This is a genomic window from Candidatus Micrarchaeota archaeon (genome assembly GCA_028866575.1).
Taxonomy (GTDB): domain Archaea; phylum Micrarchaeota; class Micrarchaeia; order Micrarchaeales; family Micrarchaeaceae; genus UBA12276.
Window position 1 is genome coordinate 14,419 of sequence record JAGWHU010000002.1, and the last position, 13,471, is coordinate 27,889.

General features: G+C 49.4%; 16 protein-coding genes and 2 tRNA genes. 6 read left to right on the forward strand and 12 right to left on the reverse strand.

The window, feature by feature from the left end; translation table 11 throughout:
• Positions 1 to 4: 4 nt before the first annotated feature.
• From KGI06_01155 to KGI06_01165, 3 genes are read right to left on the reverse strand one after another with little or no spacing between them, the layout of a single operon-like run.
• Complete coding sequence (locus KGI06_01155) at positions 5 to 616, reverse strand: CPBP family intramembrane metalloprotease (GenBank protein ID MDE1870830.1); 612 nt, start codon at positions 614 to 616, stop codon at positions 5 to 7.
• A 4-nt stretch (positions 617 to 620) separates the two neighbouring features.
• On the reverse strand, positions 621 to 1,655 hold the full coding sequence (locus tag KGI06_01160; protein MDE1870831.1) for a zinc-binding dehydrogenase: 1,035 nt from the start codon (positions 1,653 to 1,655) through the stop codon (positions 621 to 623).
• A complete protein-coding gene (locus tag KGI06_01165) occupies positions 1,652 to 2,545 on the reverse strand; it encodes a prenyltransferase (GenBank protein ID MDE1870832.1) in 894 nt (297 codons plus the stop codon). The genes KGI06_01160 and KGI06_01165 overlap by 4 nt, the downstream gene beginning before the upstream one ends.
• Positions 2,546 to 2,632: 87 nt before the next feature.
• On the opposite strand from KGI06_01165, the gene KGI06_01170 reads away from it, so the two are divergent.
• Positions 2,633 to 3,211 carry a YdeI/OmpD-associated family protein gene (locus KGI06_01170; protein ID MDE1870833.1) on the forward strand — a complete coding sequence of 193 codons (579 nt, stop codon included), beginning with the start codon at positions 2,633 to 2,635 and terminating at the stop codon, positions 3,209 to 3,211.
• Positions 3,212 to 3,241: 30 nt separating this feature from the next.
• Here the strand turns inward: KGI06_01170 and KGI06_01175 are convergent, their stop codons facing one another.
• The gene (locus KGI06_01175; GenBank protein ID MDE1870834.1) at positions 3,242 to 4,084 is read right to left on the reverse strand and encodes a hypothetical protein; all 843 of its coding nucleotides are present in this window, start codon (positions 4,082 to 4,084) and stop codon (positions 3,242 to 3,244) included.
• 189 nt (positions 4,085 to 4,273) lie between these two features.
• Positions 4,274 to 4,347 (reverse strand) — tRNA-Ala (locus tag KGI06_01180).
• Positions 4,348 to 4,415: 68 nt separating this feature from the next.
• Between KGI06_01180 and cca the strand changes: the two genes are divergently transcribed.
• On the forward strand, positions 4,416 to 5,822 hold the full coding sequence (gene cca / locus KGI06_01185) for a CCA tRNA nucleotidyltransferase (GenBank protein MDE1870835.1): 1,407 nt from the start codon (positions 4,416 to 4,418) through the stop codon (positions 5,820 to 5,822).
• Here the strand turns inward: cca and KGI06_01190 are convergent, their stop codons facing one another.
• Positions 5,823 to 6,443 carry an AAA family ATPase gene (locus KGI06_01190; GenBank protein ID MDE1870836.1) on the reverse strand — a complete coding sequence of 207 codons (621 nt, stop codon included), beginning with the start codon at positions 6,441 to 6,443 and terminating at the stop codon, positions 5,823 to 5,825.
• A 35-nt stretch (positions 6,444 to 6,478) separates the two neighbouring features.
• Here KGI06_01190 and KGI06_01195 point away from each other — a divergent pair, with 35 nt between their 5' ends.
• The 3 genes from KGI06_01195 (at position 6,479) to KGI06_01205 (ending at position 8,327) form a co-directional block, all read left to right on the forward strand.
• Positions 6,479 to 6,712: a DUF357 domain-containing protein gene (locus KGI06_01195; protein MDE1870837.1), complete on the forward strand. Its 234-nt coding sequence runs from the start codon at positions 6,479 to 6,481 to the stop codon at positions 6,710 to 6,712.
• 9 nt (positions 6,713 to 6,721) lie between these two features.
• On the forward strand, positions 6,722 to 7,822 hold the full coding sequence (locus KGI06_01200) for a methyltransferase (protein MDE1870838.1): 1,101 nt from the start codon (positions 6,722 to 6,724) through the stop codon (positions 7,820 to 7,822).
• A 127-nt stretch (positions 7,823 to 7,949) separates the two neighbouring features.
• A complete protein-coding gene (locus KGI06_01205) occupies positions 7,950 to 8,327 on the forward strand; it encodes a hypothetical protein (GenBank protein ID MDE1870839.1) in 378 nt (125 codons plus the stop codon).
• 31 nt (positions 8,328 to 8,358) lie between these two features.
• On the opposite strand, the gene KGI06_01210 is transcribed toward KGI06_01205, so the two are convergent.
• From KGI06_01210 to KGI06_01235, 6 genes are all read right to left on the reverse strand, one after another.
• Positions 8,359 to 9,009: a peptidase C39 family protein gene (locus KGI06_01210; GenBank protein MDE1870840.1), complete on the reverse strand. Its 651-nt coding sequence runs from the start codon at positions 9,007 to 9,009 to the stop codon at positions 8,359 to 8,361.
• Between the two features lie 28 nt (positions 9,010 to 9,037).
• Positions 9,038 to 9,138 (reverse strand) — tRNA-Leu (locus KGI06_01215).
• Positions 9,139 to 9,279: 141 nt separating this feature from the next.
• Entirely contained in the window at positions 9,280 to 10,416 is a 1,137-nt protein-coding gene (locus KGI06_01220; protein MDE1870841.1) for a glycosyltransferase, read from the reverse strand.
• Positions 10,413 to 11,621, reverse strand: a complete 1,209-nt coding sequence (locus KGI06_01225) for a sulfatase-like hydrolase/transferase (protein MDE1870842.1) — start codon at positions 11,619 to 11,621, stop codon at positions 10,413 to 10,415. The genes KGI06_01220 and KGI06_01225 overlap by 4 nt, the downstream gene beginning before the upstream one ends.
• A gap of 21 nt (positions 11,622 to 11,642) precedes the next feature.
• The gene (locus KGI06_01230) at positions 11,643 to 12,695 is read right to left on the reverse strand and encodes a tyrosine--tRNA ligase (protein MDE1870843.1); all 1,053 of its coding nucleotides are present in this window, start codon (positions 12,693 to 12,695) and stop codon (positions 11,643 to 11,645) included.
• 32 nt (positions 12,696 to 12,727) lie between these two features.
• Positions 12,728 to 12,940, reverse strand: coding sequence for a hypothetical protein (locus KGI06_01235; GenBank protein ID MDE1870844.1), 213 nt, complete (start codon positions 12,938 to 12,940; stop codon positions 12,728 to 12,730).
• A gap of 205 nt (positions 12,941 to 13,145) precedes the next feature.
• On the opposite strand from KGI06_01235, the gene KGI06_01240 reads away from it, so the two are divergent.
• Positions 13,146 to 13,466 (forward strand): helix-turn-helix transcriptional regulator, encoded by a 321-nt coding sequence (locus tag KGI06_01240; protein MDE1870845.1) that lies wholly within the window; start codon positions 13,146 to 13,148, stop codon positions 13,464 to 13,466.
• Positions 13,467 to 13,471: the final 5 nt, after the last annotated feature.

Sequence of the window (13,471 nt, forward strand, 5' to 3'; positions counted from 1 at the left end):
ACCATCATAAGACAGGTAGGAACACAACTATAAGCTCTATCCACACTATGTGGGCCGCTATCGAGGATATTATTCCGTAACGTTCGGCCATCAGGCTCGTCACAAGACCGACGAAAAACGCCGCGACCACGAGTATCGGATTCAACGCGGATATGTGGACGAGAGTGTAATACGCAGTAGTCGCAACCCACGGGAAGCCCCTCAGCAGCTTTGAATTAGCCCTTACGTAGGACTGCAGCGCGCCCCTCCAGTATATCTCCTCGAATAATCCTATGAATGCAAGAAGCACCACAAGCTGCGCCCTTGCGACGTTGCCGTATATCATCGCGTAGACGTTGCCCACAAGGCCGGCAATCCCGAAATATGAGACCGCAAAATTCCCGCCGTAGAATATGAGGTACAGAATGGCTGCGCCGGCGAGGCCGGCAGCAACCGGGGCGATGGCGCCCTTTGAGCGCTTCCATACTATCGTCTTCCCGTAATACGCCAAAGATATCGATGCGAGTACGAACGTGGATGCAAGAAGCGCATATATGAATGCGCTCCTGAGCAGTATGAACGACACGGGCCACAGTATTACCGGCAGCATGACAAGCAAGATGTCGGTTGTTTTCATGTTATCACCACCTATGCTCCAAGACTATCTTCCCGAAAACCTCGGAATTCTGCAGCATTGCATGCGCCTTTGAGGCCTCCTTTATGTCAATGAGCCTGCCTATGACCGGCCTTATGTTTTTCGATGACATGAATGAAAGGGCGCTTTCGAATTCCTTCTTGCCGGAGGCGTGGGTGCCTATGACGCTCCTTGAATGGAGGTAGATCTTTTTGACGTCAATGGTGGCGTTGCTGCCTGCGGCCGTGCCGTATAATATGACCTTTCCGCCGTCCTTGAGCATTTCAACTGATTGCTCAATGGTGGAGCCCAAGGACTCGAGGACGAAGTCTGCGCCCTTCCCGTCTGTGGCGTCAAGAACCTCGACCTTCTGCTCGTCCGCTGCGCTCGCGCTTATGACAACGTCAGCGCCAATCCTCTTCAGGGATACAGCCTTTTCCCCGCTCCTGGTAATGGCCAACACCTGCAGCCCCATCGCCTTGGACAGCAACGTCGCAAATATTCCGGCATTGCCTGAGGCACCCCTTATCACTACGGAATTCCCTTCTTCCGCGCTTGCAAGCGTGCTTATTGCCCTCCAGGTAACGGACAGTGACAGCGGCATGCACGCAAGCTCCTTCATCTCATAATGCTCGGGAGGCGTTGCAAGCAGCGAGGCTGGTAGTTTTACCAGCTCGCCGTATGATCCCCAGATGTCCCTTCCGACAACTTTCCATTCGCTGCATACGCTCTCGTCCATTGATGCACAAGACTTGCAATGGCCGCAGCCGAAAAGCGTGTGGGCTATCGCAGTATCGCCGATGCCGAACCCGTGCACATTTCCGCCGAGCCTTTCCACGGTGCCCACCACGTCAGCCCCAGGCACATGCGGCAGCGTGGCGCCTGTGCGGGAATATCCCTTCCTCACAAGCACGTCAAGCATGTTCATAGACGTGTACCTTACGCGCATGACAACCTCTCCGCTGCCGGGCACGGGATCCTCCACGTCCATTAGCTCAAGGACATTTTCGTTTCCGTATTCCCTGAAACCAACGGCATTCATACGATCACCATTACATACCCCACCATCAGAAGCATAGGTACAAGAAGCGAGTGGAGCGCGTTCGTACCCATGTATTTCTCGAATTCCCTTGCCTTGGAGTATCTTCTTATTCCTGAATACGTGACAACCATGAAGGGCAGCGCGGCGAGAAGGAGCAACTCCGTATACGGGAGAATCTTTGCAGCAACGCCGTATACCACAGAGCCGTAGCACAGGGCCTGCCATATTATGTAATATGATGCTGACTTCTCCCTGGAATTCAGCATCACCACCCCGCTCCTCCTCCCGTGCTTAGCATCCACGTCCCTGTCCGGTATCTCGTTGACCAGCAGCGCGAGCCCCACAAGGGAGCCTGTAGGGAATGCGACGAGCAACGCGGCGAGCAGGTGCGTTAGGGAGCCCGCTACCACGAAGCTGCCGAGCACGATCAGCATGAAGTTGGTCGCTGCAAGCGGCTCCGCCAGATATGGTATGTTAACGAAAAAGTGGGCGTAAAGCAGTATCGACAGCGCACCTACTGCAACAAACGGCATTATGGCTGGCTTGAGCGCAATAAGGTAGGACCCTATTGATGCCGCTATCATGAAAGCCGTTAATCCCATGTAAAGGACCTCCCTGGGCTCGAGCAGGTGATTCACAAGAATGCCGCTGCCGCCGCTGAACTTGGTCTTCTCGGTCTCGGAGTCTATTCCACGCTTGTAATCGACGTAGTCGTCTATGACGTTGACTGACATCTGCGCAAAGAAGACGCCGATTACGAGAAGGATCGCCATGGCAAGGCTTACCTTGTAGTAGTAGCTTGCGGCGATTATCCCCAAAACAGAGCACAGGGCAGCATACATGAGCGTGGGCTCGAGCGCCTCCTTCAGGTAGTATTCCAGCTTTGACATTAGAACCAATTTATTTATTACTTTATAAAAGAGTATATAAATTTAATTCGGATGCACCGGTCATGGTGATTCCGGAAACGTGATGATATGCCAGGGGGCGAAGAAGACATGATAATCTCCTTCAAGTCAGCGAAGGAGATGGAAAGATGGCTAAGCAGGAACCATTCGAAATCAAACGGCATATGGCTGCGTATGTTCAATAAGAATTCAGGAATTGATGCGATAAAGGGCCCGGAGGCGCTTGACGTGGCGCTTTGCTACGGATGGATAACCGGGCAGGCTAGGGCGAACGACGGGATATCGGTGCTCTGGAGGTTCTGCCCGAGAAGGCCCAAGAGCATGTGGTCGAAGCTGAACACGCAGCATGCGGAGCGGCTTATCAGGGAGGGGAGGATGAAGGCATCTGGATTCAGGCAGATAGAGGAGGCGAAACGCGACGGCAGGTGGGCCAGGGCGTACAGCCCGCAGAGGACTGCGAAAATACCTAGGGACTTCGCCAGGGAATTGAGCAGGAACGGCAAGGCGAGGGAATTCTTCAAGACGCTCAACAGGTCTAGCGTATATGCGATAATATTCAGGCTCGAGAACACGAGGAACCCGGAGCTCAGGAGGCAAAAGATATCATCCATTGTGGAAATGCTAGGAAGGGGGGAAAAGTTCCGCTGAATTTGGAGGGCTTTTGGGAAATGAGGCCATTCATGTTATGAGCGCGTTGCCCGGCAGCGACGTAACTTCGCTCTGCGTGGTTGAAGTGCCGATGCCTGTGGATATCACGTCAATATGCACGAATTTCCCGCCGGCGTTGGCCACCACATTCAAGGTCAGGGGCACGTCATACTGCCCTGACAGGCATCCGGTAAAGCTGAAGTTGGACGGAACGAATCCAGTCTGGTTCACCAGTGCGCCGTTTATGTCTATGGATCCTGTGCCGGATACGGAGTAGCAGGGCTGCCCTCCCCATGAGCTAATGCCATAGGAGGTAACCTGGAAATTGTTGAGGGTCGATATGTCAGCCACTTTGCTCAATAGCACAAGTGAAAGGAAGTCGAACAATCCGCTCGGGGCATTGACGCTTGTACATACGTACGGGTGCCTCGGATCTGCCAGCTGGCTCAGACTCTCCCATTCCTTAACGCAGCTGTAGGTGCCGTTGCTGGACGGTATGATTATGGTGCTTACGTTGCCGATATCTGGAAAATCGGTAAATGTGACGGTGTACCTGCTGTAGTTGTGGTATTTTAGCATTTTTACCAGTATGCCCGGATCCGTGTTGTTTACTACTACGCTGCCCTGGTAGGTAAGGTTCAGCTCCGGTGTGGAGTTTACCTTCTGCATTATTATCTGCTCGATTGCTCCCTGGTTGAGTTGCCCTGCGCTCAGTAGGGCAATGGGCAGCGAGGCGTATGTGTAGACTATGTAAACAACAGCCAATGCAAGTATTGCCAATATCGCCAGGAATACCTTCAGCGCCGTGTGCGTATTTTGCTTTGGCCTTGCCGATGCCTCTTTCTGCCCGGGTTTGTTGCCTTTGTCAGCCAATGGAACACCATAATTTGCCATTCTACTTACATATCCAATGAATTAATAACTTTGCCTGGCACATCACCTTATAGGGCGGCCTTTGCCATGCAATGACATCATGCTTAGTATATAGGACGCATGTAATTTATCCCGGAAATTGCGGATAAAAAAGCTGCTTAAAGATACCCCCATAAGTAAAAAAGCTAATGGACTCGGCGGGATTTGAACCCGCGCTCTCATCGTTGCGAACGATGCGATTTACCGGACTAATCTACGAGCCCGCCCTTAGTATAGATTTGTATCATACTTTAAATATTTGTATTTCATATAGATCTACCGGAGTGAATGGATGTATGATGGTAAATATACTTTAAGCAAGCCCTTAGGTAAGAAGTTTAAATCACTGCTAAGGGAGGTTCTGCAGAACTCAAAGCCTACGGAAATGGAGTCGCAGGAAGTGAGAACCGCAATAAACGAGGTAATGGGCAGGCTGATGAAGAAAACTCCGAAGGACGTCGAGATACTCCTTGCAGGATCAGCGGCGCGGGGAACGCAGATAAAGGGAAACTCAGATGTAGACATATTCCTGCTTTTCCCAAGGGAATTGAAAGAGAGCATAATAGAGAAGAAAGGGCTAGAGATAGCCAAAAAAATAGTGAACAGGAAGGGGGGCGAATCGTACATTGTAAAGTATGCCGAGCATCCTTATACAAGGCTCATTCTCAAAGACCTCAACATAAACGTCGACATAGTTCCTGCTTACAAGATAGAAACAGCCAAGGAGCGCGGCACTGCAGTTGATAGGACGCAACTGCACAACGAGTTCGTCAATTCAAAGCTGACAGGCAAGCAGCGGGACGATGTAAGGATACTCAAGGTATTCCTCAGGTCCCACAATATATACGGAGCAGAGGCGAGAATAGAGGGCTTTTCGGGATACCTGTGCGAGTTGCTCATATACAACTTCGGTTCGTTCGAAGAGCTTATAGTAGGGATTGCCAATATAAATCTTCCGCTTATAATAGACGTTGCAAAACACCACGGTACAGATACCAAAGAGATACGAAAAAAATTCTTCGGAAAAAGCTTCATAGTAATAGACCCAACGGACAGAAACAGGAATGTTGCCGCAAATGTTTCAGACGAATCGTTGCTCAGGTTCGCGCTTGCATCGAGGGCGCTCCTCAAGTCGCCAGACAAGGACACGTTTTACGGAACAAGAAGGTCCGACATCTATTCGGAGAGGAAGCTTGCAGGTATAAGGAAAATTCTAAATACCAACATGTACGTGCTTCATTTTGCCGTGCCTGAGATAGCCGAGGACATAATCTGGCAGCAGCTCAGGAAGGCAAGGACAAGGATCGATGACCTGCTCAGGGAGAGCGGCTTCAGTCCGATGATATCGCTCCAAAACGTCAAGGGCAAGGACGCGGTAATCGCCTTCTTCGCGTGCAACTCCCACATTGCCGTGAGGAAGGTAGTAGGGCCGGGTATTCGGATGGGAGGCGCGATGGAGAAATTCATCAAGGCGCACAAGGACAGGCTCCTGATGTACGTCGATAAGGACAGGATATGCGTCATTGAGAAAGCGGAGTACAGCAATCCGGAAAACCTGATCCGCGGATGGCTCGGCAAAAAATCCACGAGGCTTCCGTCCAACCTGAATGCGCGCAAATGCACGCTGTACGTGAACAAGGTCCCGGAAATGCACGCGAAGCTCGTATACGATGCCTATCTGGACATGTTCACGCTGTAATCATAGGCCGTATTCGTTCCCTTCCGTAACTATTGACATCAGCTCGTCAAGCCTGCTTATCTCCACCGATTTGGGCTTCCTGGAAGGCTTCCCCGATGCCCTTTTTGACAGGTACTCGATCATCTCGCCCTTTTCTGCTTCCGTTTCTATTTCGTATACCTCGTCGCATATGTCCTTTGACTTGAGCCCGCAGTAGTCAACGGATTCCGAAACCAGGTTCTCCCTTACCTTCTCTTTTTCATAGCTTCTTTCCTTGAGCCTCTTTATCAACTCCCTCAGGCCCACCCTCAGCACAACTACAACATCCTCCCCCAGGCTAAGTTCAGGGACAAGATGGCCCACTATTATGGTGTTGTATTCCTTGGATTGCTCCTTTATCATTTCTGTTAGCTTACTTTCAAGCTCCTTGAGCTTGACTACCTTTGATCCCAGCCTGTCCACCCTGGAAAAAAGCCGGTGCTGCTCGACCACGTCGTTTATCTCTATTATTTTTGGCTCCGGCAGCTTTCCGGCAAGCTCCTTTGCGAACGTGCTTTTCCCGGATCCTGGGGTTCCTGTGACAGCAATTACGAGTTTTTTTCCGCCTATATAATTACCCTTTGAATGAAGCGTTATAATTATATGGCAATATTAATATTAGATAATGCAGTGGTTAGATGGATCCTGAAGATGGCATAAGGAAAAGGATAGAGAAGGACATAGGCCTTTTCTACAAGGGCATAGAGGCGGTTAAGTCGGATAACGCCAAAATAACAAAGGTATTGGAGCTTTCGAGGATGTATGCCAAGGACTCAGAGAGCTTCCTGGACAAGGGAGATTTCTATACCTCGTTCGCAAGCATAAACTACGCCCATGGGCTTCTTGACGCGGTAAGGGAAATAATGGGATAGGTGTTTCAGGTGTACAAGGAGGGAAAGGCTGCAATAAGATACAAAAGAGGATCGTTCCTGAACCCGGAGGGACTTGTGTCGCGCGACATCAGCTGCGCGCTTGCCGCAACGATTTCGACCAGGAAAACAAGGATACTGGATTCCACCTCTGCGACAGGCATAAGGGGCATACGCTACTACCTTGAAACGCCGTCAAAGGACGTGACATTCCTGGAGATGAACCGCGCAGCTTTTTCCTCGATGAAAAGGAACGTTGGGTTCAACAAGGTAAAGGCCAAGATGCACCCCAAGAGCATACAGGAATTCGCGAATACTGAAAGAGATAAGTTCGACATCATAGACCTTGACCCGTTCGGGGGTGTGACGCCGTACATCTACGACCTGATGAAGATATCGAGGAGCGGCACGCACATGTTCATCACCGCCACGGACACTGCAGTTCTGTGCGGCGCGGATTACGGCGCATGCCTCAGGCTTTACGATGCTAGGCCAATGCACAACGAGATGTGCAAGGAGGTTGGGATAAGGATACTTGCTGGGTATGTAGCAAGGGTGGCAGCGCAGTTCAGCTACGGGGTTGAGGTTGTTGCAGCGTTCTCGTACCTGCACTACATGAGGATCTTCGTTCGCCTCCGTCACGGCTCGGGCGCAGCTGCGGCCTCGCTGAAGAACATGGGTTACGTGCACTACTGCGGCAAGTGCCTTAACAGGAGCCTGGAGCATTCGGTGCTGCCGAAGTCAAACACGTGCGGCATTTGCGGCAGCCAGATGGACGGCGCGGGAAAGGCGTGGCTCGGGAGCATGAGCGACAAAAAGGCGGTGAAGGCGATAATGGAGGAGATCGCGCGGAATCCCGGGCTGTACAGCGACGGGAGCATGAGGCTGATAGAGGAGCTGTCAAAGGAGGTTGACACCCCGACATGCTATTCCATACCGGCGATAACCAAGAAGATGGGCATAGGCTCAATCGGCACCAAACCGCTCATGGAGCTCCTGGATTCCAGGGGATTCCAGGTCTCTAGGACGCACCTGTCGAGCTATTCCATAAAAACCGGCGCCGGGATTGAGGAGGTTAAGTCGGCCATAAGGGCGCTTTCAAAGAATATTTAAGCATATATGCCTCACTTCCGCTTATTGGCCATTATTCCCTATCGGTAGAAAAGGTTTATATAAGCTGTTTGAGGTATTATCATCTTACGTTGCGTTGGGTGAGTTTTGTGAGAAGCGGGGGTATGATATGGAAACTGCCGAACATTGCAAGAGGTGCGGGACAGTAGTCTACGCGTTCTCGAAGAACGCTGCGGTAAGCGACAACTCTTCTTATTGTATAAAGTGCGCGGAGGAGCTGGACAGCAGCTACCTGGCAAGAAACACCTGCTCAGTATGCACGAGGCTGCTTGCCAAGGATGAAGTCAAGTTCGTGATGCCGTCAAGGCTGTACAGCGCCTATTTCTTCGACAGGCTGCCAATGGAGCACAGGCTGATGTGCGTTACATGCTACAGGAAAGCTGACAGGCTCAACATACTCAAGCGCCCGCTGGTGAAGATAGAGCAGGTGCGCACGAGGCTAAGGAGGACTCTTGCAAGGAAATCCGCGCTTAGGATAAAAGAATGAGGGGCAAGCCCGGCTCTGCTTGCCGTAATCTTCACTTCTTGGAATTCACTGCAATCATGTGGAACTCCTTCTCGAATCCCAATGCGCCCTTGAACACTTGCGGCTCCATAGTTATGGTGCTGTCCGAATACGGATCGTTTATGTAAAAGGTGTCCTTGTCGTAGCCCTTTATGACGACCCAGTGGGGCGAGGGCTCAAGGTAGGGATTAAGCATGTTGGCGTTTACCAATACTATTGGTATCTTGCCGCCGTTTATCTGCTTCTTTATCATGTTTATAGTAGTTATCCCGTATTGCTCCTTTATCTTGAGCTTCAGCGCCTTGTCCTTTATCTCGTTGAAGGATGAGCTGAGCGTCTCCAGGTTTATCCCCTCGTAAACAGCGAGCTTCTTCTCGTAGCCCTCGTCCTTGACGTTGCTTATTATCTGCGCCCTTGCGCCCCTCTTCGCGAGCGCGTATGCGAGCCCGTACCTCGAGCCGTGCCAAACGCTGCCGTTCACCGCCTCCTGCCATATCTGGAACTCGAGATCCTTCTTCATCTTGAGGTTCTTGTTCAGGTACTTGAGCACCATCATAGCAGATGCGGCAGAGCTTGTGAACTCCTCAGTCTGCGCATAGTTAGGTATTTCAAATATCTTCGATTCCCTGACCTTTGACTTTTTAGCTGAATTCTTTTTTGCCATATTGTTACACCACACACATTAAAGTCCATGCAGGGAGGGAGATTTGTTCAATGAAATTTTTGAACTCCCGCAGACCTAAGTCAACGGATCTTGAGTCCGCCGCGTTTGACCGTGCTCCGCCATCCCTGCACAGAGATTATTTTGATACTAATAAATTAAAAAGCAGTATCATCGCGCACGATCGTCTTAGATAATATAGCCCTATCCAAGTATATATATCTTTCCTTGATATTTGGTATGCCATTTATAAATCTTCTCCCTGAAAGACGTCTAGCCGCTTTTGCTCACCTTCCTTGCAAGGCTGTCGAATTTTTTGAAGAACGAATTCCAGGAATAGTTCCTTTCCACGCGTTTCCTCCCGTTTCTGCCCATCTCCGCGGCTATGGAGCCGTTCTCCGCGATGTACCTCATCCTTTCCGACATCTCCCTTGCGCTGCCAACGAGGAACCCGGTCTTTCCGTCTACTATTGTTTCCCTCGGCCCGCCCTCGTTTACGGATATTACGGGCTTGCGGCTTGCCATAGCCTCAAGAGGCACTATCCCGTAGTCCTCGTTCACAGCTGTGAACAGAACGCCGGTAGACCTTGAATAAAGATCCGCGAGCTCGCTGTCCGTGGGGTTGGTCCTGAATACGACGTTCCTAGCCTTCATGGACCTGAGCCTTTCATAGTACTTGCTGAAATCCGCGTACCTGCTTGACAGGCTTCCAGCAAGAACCAGCTTGTAGTCCTTGAACCTGCGGTTCCTCTGGAACATCGAGAACGCCTCAATGGCGTATTCCTGGCGCTTCTGCTCCGCAAACCTCGATGGGTAAATGAAATACCTGCCGTTTCCGCGGTCCGTGAAGCGCCTGAAGTCTATCCCCGGGTTTATAACTACAGAGTCCTTGTGCAGCGCGCTCCTTATCCTTTTTTTCGTGTTGTCGCTGTTGGTGGCTATCGCCTCCACATTGTTCAGTATGCGGCGCTCTATTGAGGAATACACCCTGGCGAAGCTGCTGTAGAGGACCTTCTCCTGGACGCTTTTCCTCCTGATGTTCGCAACCGCATCGTCATACAATTCCCTTGGAGGGGTATGGCAGTACCACAGCACGCGCGGGTTCCTGTTGCGCACCCATTCGCTGGGGGACATGTGCGCATTTATGACGTCGTAATCCTCCTTTACCTTCAGGTTGTAGAAGCTGTACCCGTAATGCAGCGCATTTGAAACGCGCTTCGGGAATATGCTGCTCACGGTCTTGCTTTTCCTGAATATGCGTATGTCGATGTCCTTGAATTCCTCGAATGTGCCTTTCGGGTTGTATCCGAGTGTGTATATCGTGGCGTCGTATTTTTGCGCTATCTTCAGTATGACCTTCTCCGCGCCGCCGCGTTCGTTGATGTTGTGCTGGGTGATGAGAAGCTTCATGTAAATGCCCTCTTCTGGTACCTGTCGAATCTTGCAATCTTGCGCCTGTCCAGATCCTTGACGTTCGAGATGTTTGCTGGTATGCTGAACGTTTCCGAATATGCTGTTTTGCATGACAGTCTTGAAAGCGCATCAGCATCGCCCCTTATTGAGGACAATATGAATTTCCTTACGTTTACCAACGATTGATATTTGCCGATTGAGCCTGATTTTTTCCTGAGGCGCTTCGGGATAATCACGAGCAGCGGCACCCTAACAACCTCGTCGAAGAGTACCGTGCCGTGGCCTATGAACCCGTGCTCGTTGAAGGCCTGGCCATGATCCGAAGTGAGTATTATTATCTGGTTTTCCCCGAACCTTTCCAGAAGGTTGCCCATCAGTTCAGTCCCGTACCTCAATGCCCTTGCGGATGCTTTGGAATATAACGCCTTCCACCTATTTATCGTTCCGTTGTCAACTTCGCCTTTCAGAAACGGCGTTGCCCAGTTGAAATCTTTTCCTTTTTTCCCTATGTAGGGGTCGTGTGCCTCCATGAAGTTCACGAACAGGAAGAACGGCTCCTTCATCCCCATTTCGCTTATTTTCCTAAGGATGCTTTTCCCGCCTTTTTCTATCGGCCAGCCGTCAATGATTTTTGCCTTCATCTTTTTTACTGCCGCCCGGGGGGTAAGGGTAGTTGCGCTGGCAACGAGATCTATGAACAATTTAGGATCTTCCTTCATTATCGCATTGGATAGCTTCATGACATCGTTGCCGTAGATGTTCCTGTACTTCGATATGCGGGGCTTCAAGCTTCCGGATATTTCTATTATGCTCCCAAATATGTCGGTAAAATACGATTCTTCTTCAAATATGTCAAATCCTGTGAATCCGTATACCGGATGTATGTAGGGGTTTGCAGAGATTCCGTAAGTTGAATAGCCCATGCCTTTAAGGTCGTGGACTATGGTTTTTCTCTTCAGCTTTATGTGCTCTATATCCAACGACTTTATCTTTTTTGTCTCATGGGAGCCGTGACCTGATGGATAAAGGCCTGTGAATAACGAGGCATGGGACGGAAGCGTCCAAGATGCCGGGGCTATGCAACCGTTGAACCTTACCGCATCGAACCGTGACAAAAGGTTGAGATTGTTTTTAGCTATTTTTTCAAACAGGTCAAGCTTCAGCGTGTCAAGTACAATTATTGACACGTTAGGTTTTTTCAATGGAACACTAGCCATTATAATTTACCTAAATACTTCAAGAAGATCTTTTTTTCCTTCAAATTCGTCACGTATCGGCTTGATTATTGATATAATCGATTCCGTTATTCCGTTTTTTAGATCCATAGGATGTAGCTTCCCGTCCCTGTAATCGTTTTCCAATGCCGCATAGGTGGTATATTCGATGTCTCCACCATATTCCCTCTTTCTGTTTATTTGCAGCTTGCCCTGTAACGGTAATACCAGGTACTTGCATAATTCAAGGACAGGATTATGCTCTGTAACTTTTACAGGACACCATGCAGATTTAATTATATGCCTTATTTCGTCATCGGTTGCCATGATTAGTATCGCAGACCCTGGCTTTGACTTACTCATTTTAGTTGCCATGACTTGCTCCTCTTTTGTTGCGTCTGCACCTAATTTAGGTGGCTCTAACAACGATGGAAGCAAATGGTGGTGTATCGGGGCTATTGTTTTTAGCTTCTCGTCCTTGAACAGTTCCTTTGCAAGAACATGTATCTTTCTTTGATCCATCCCCGCATGGGGAATGTCGACATCCAGGGCCAGTATATCCGCAACCTGCATCATAGGGTATATGTATTGCGATACATGCAATGTGTCTGTTTGGCTCCTTCCTTGGATTACTAGCGTTCTCGTAGCTCTTGCCATTGTCGTCCTTCTTGCAAATTGCATGGTCCTTTTCCAGTATTCGTCATTCCCTTTGTAGAGATCGGACCCCAAAATTATTTTAGTTTTAGGACAGAATTTTTCGAATGCCTTTCTGTAGAATTCAGAGGCTCTTATTATTTTGTCCCAGTCTCCTCCGAACTTGTTGTTTGCCATTGTATGCCAGTCTGCAAGAAGAATATTTGTTTTTATCCCAGCCTTTTCGAAATCATTAATCTTTTTGCCGTTTAGGAACAGGCTGCCCAGATGCATCATTCCGCTTATTTCAAGCCCGAGATAATGGCGCGGGTGATCATTCCCCTCAAGTATTGCCCTAAGATCCTGCCCTGTTATTACCTCTTCAAACGGTTCGCTTTTTATTATTTCAAGCTTGGTTTCTATATCCATGATAATCTCTTTTTGCCAAAGGATTTAAATCCTTACTTCTTGTCAGCCAGGCTCTTGCGCCTCTGCACCGACACCATGAGCTCCGCCTTTATCTGGTTGTAGCAGTTCGTGCACAGCGTATATTCAAGCATGCTCCTCTTGTCGCTCATAGGGCCCTGCTGAAGCCTTCCCGCATATACGTAATAGTAGTTTTCAGTCGTAAGCTCTTCCCCGCATATTTCGCATTTGCTGTCTTCTATTCCCATGGACTCGCCAACATGCCTTTCCGCATTTATATATATCAGTCAGCAGGGGTTTATATTCCTTTAACAGGACCGAAAGCGAAACGAGGCATACCAATATAAATACCAGTAGCAATAGTTTTATATAGTAAATTTAATATATATTAAATTTAAACTATTCAGCGCTGTTGGTGGGTATCTGGCAAAGGACAACTTTCTGAGCAAGGAAATGAGGGGCACAATGCTCAAGATATTCATACTGAGAAGGATAAGCCGCTCAAGCGTGAATTCCTACACGATATTCAAGGAGTTCAGCGCGCGAAAGAGTTTCGTAAGGGTCTCAAGGACCACGGGGGACATGAAGAACGAAATCTACAACGCGATAAAAAGCCTTGAGAAGTCCGGATACATAAAATCATCGCAAAAGATAGAAAACGGCAGGCTGAAGAATTACTACGGGCTTGCGCCGAAGGGCAGCAAGGTCCTGAAGGCCTCTGGGCGGATATTCAGGAGGCACCTGAGGGAGCTTGCCGCGATCATGAAAAAGTAAAACTG

Coding starts and splice junctions, on each gene's coding strand:
- KGI06_01195 (MDE1870837.1), top strand. CDS start 6,479: ATGGATCCTGAAGATGGCATAAGGAAAAGGATAGAGAAGGACATAGGC.
- KGI06_01160 (MDE1870831.1), bottom strand. CDS start 1,655: ATGAATGCCGTTGGTTTCAGGGAATACGGAAACGAAAATGTCCTTGAG.
- KGI06_01165 (MDE1870832.1), bottom strand. CDS start 2,545: ATGTCAAAGCTGGAATACTACCTGAAGGAGGCGCTCGAGCCCACGCTC.
- KGI06_01170 (MDE1870833.1), top strand. CDS start 2,633: ATGCCAGGGGGCGAAGAAGACATGATAATCTCCTTCAAGTCAGCGAAG.
- KGI06_01220 (MDE1870841.1), bottom strand. CDS start 10,416: ATGAAGCTTCTCATCACCCAGCACAACATCAACGAACGCGGCGGCGCG.
- KGI06_01235 (MDE1870844.1), bottom strand. CDS start 12,940: ATGGGAATAGAAGACAGCAAATGCGAAATATGCGGGGAAGAGCTTACG.
- cca (MDE1870835.1), top strand. CDS start 4,416: ATGTATGATGGTAAATATACTTTAAGCAAGCCCTTAGGTAAGAAGTTT.
- KGI06_01240 (MDE1870845.1), top strand. CDS start 13,146: ATGAGGGGCACAATGCTCAAGATATTCATACTGAGAAGGATAAGCCGC.
- KGI06_01205 (MDE1870839.1), top strand. CDS start 7,950: ATGGAAACTGCCGAACATTGCAAGAGGTGCGGGACAGTAGTCTACGCG.
- KGI06_01155 (MDE1870830.1), bottom strand. CDS start 616: ATGAAAACAACCGACATCTTGCTTGTCATGCTGCCGGTAATACTGTGG.
- KGI06_01230 (MDE1870843.1), bottom strand. CDS start 12,695: ATGGATATAGAAACCAAGCTTGAAATAATAAAAAGCGAACCGTTTGAA.
- KGI06_01210 (MDE1870840.1), bottom strand. CDS start 9,009: ATGGCAAAAAAGAATTCAGCTAAAAAGTCAAAGGTCAGGGAATCGAAG.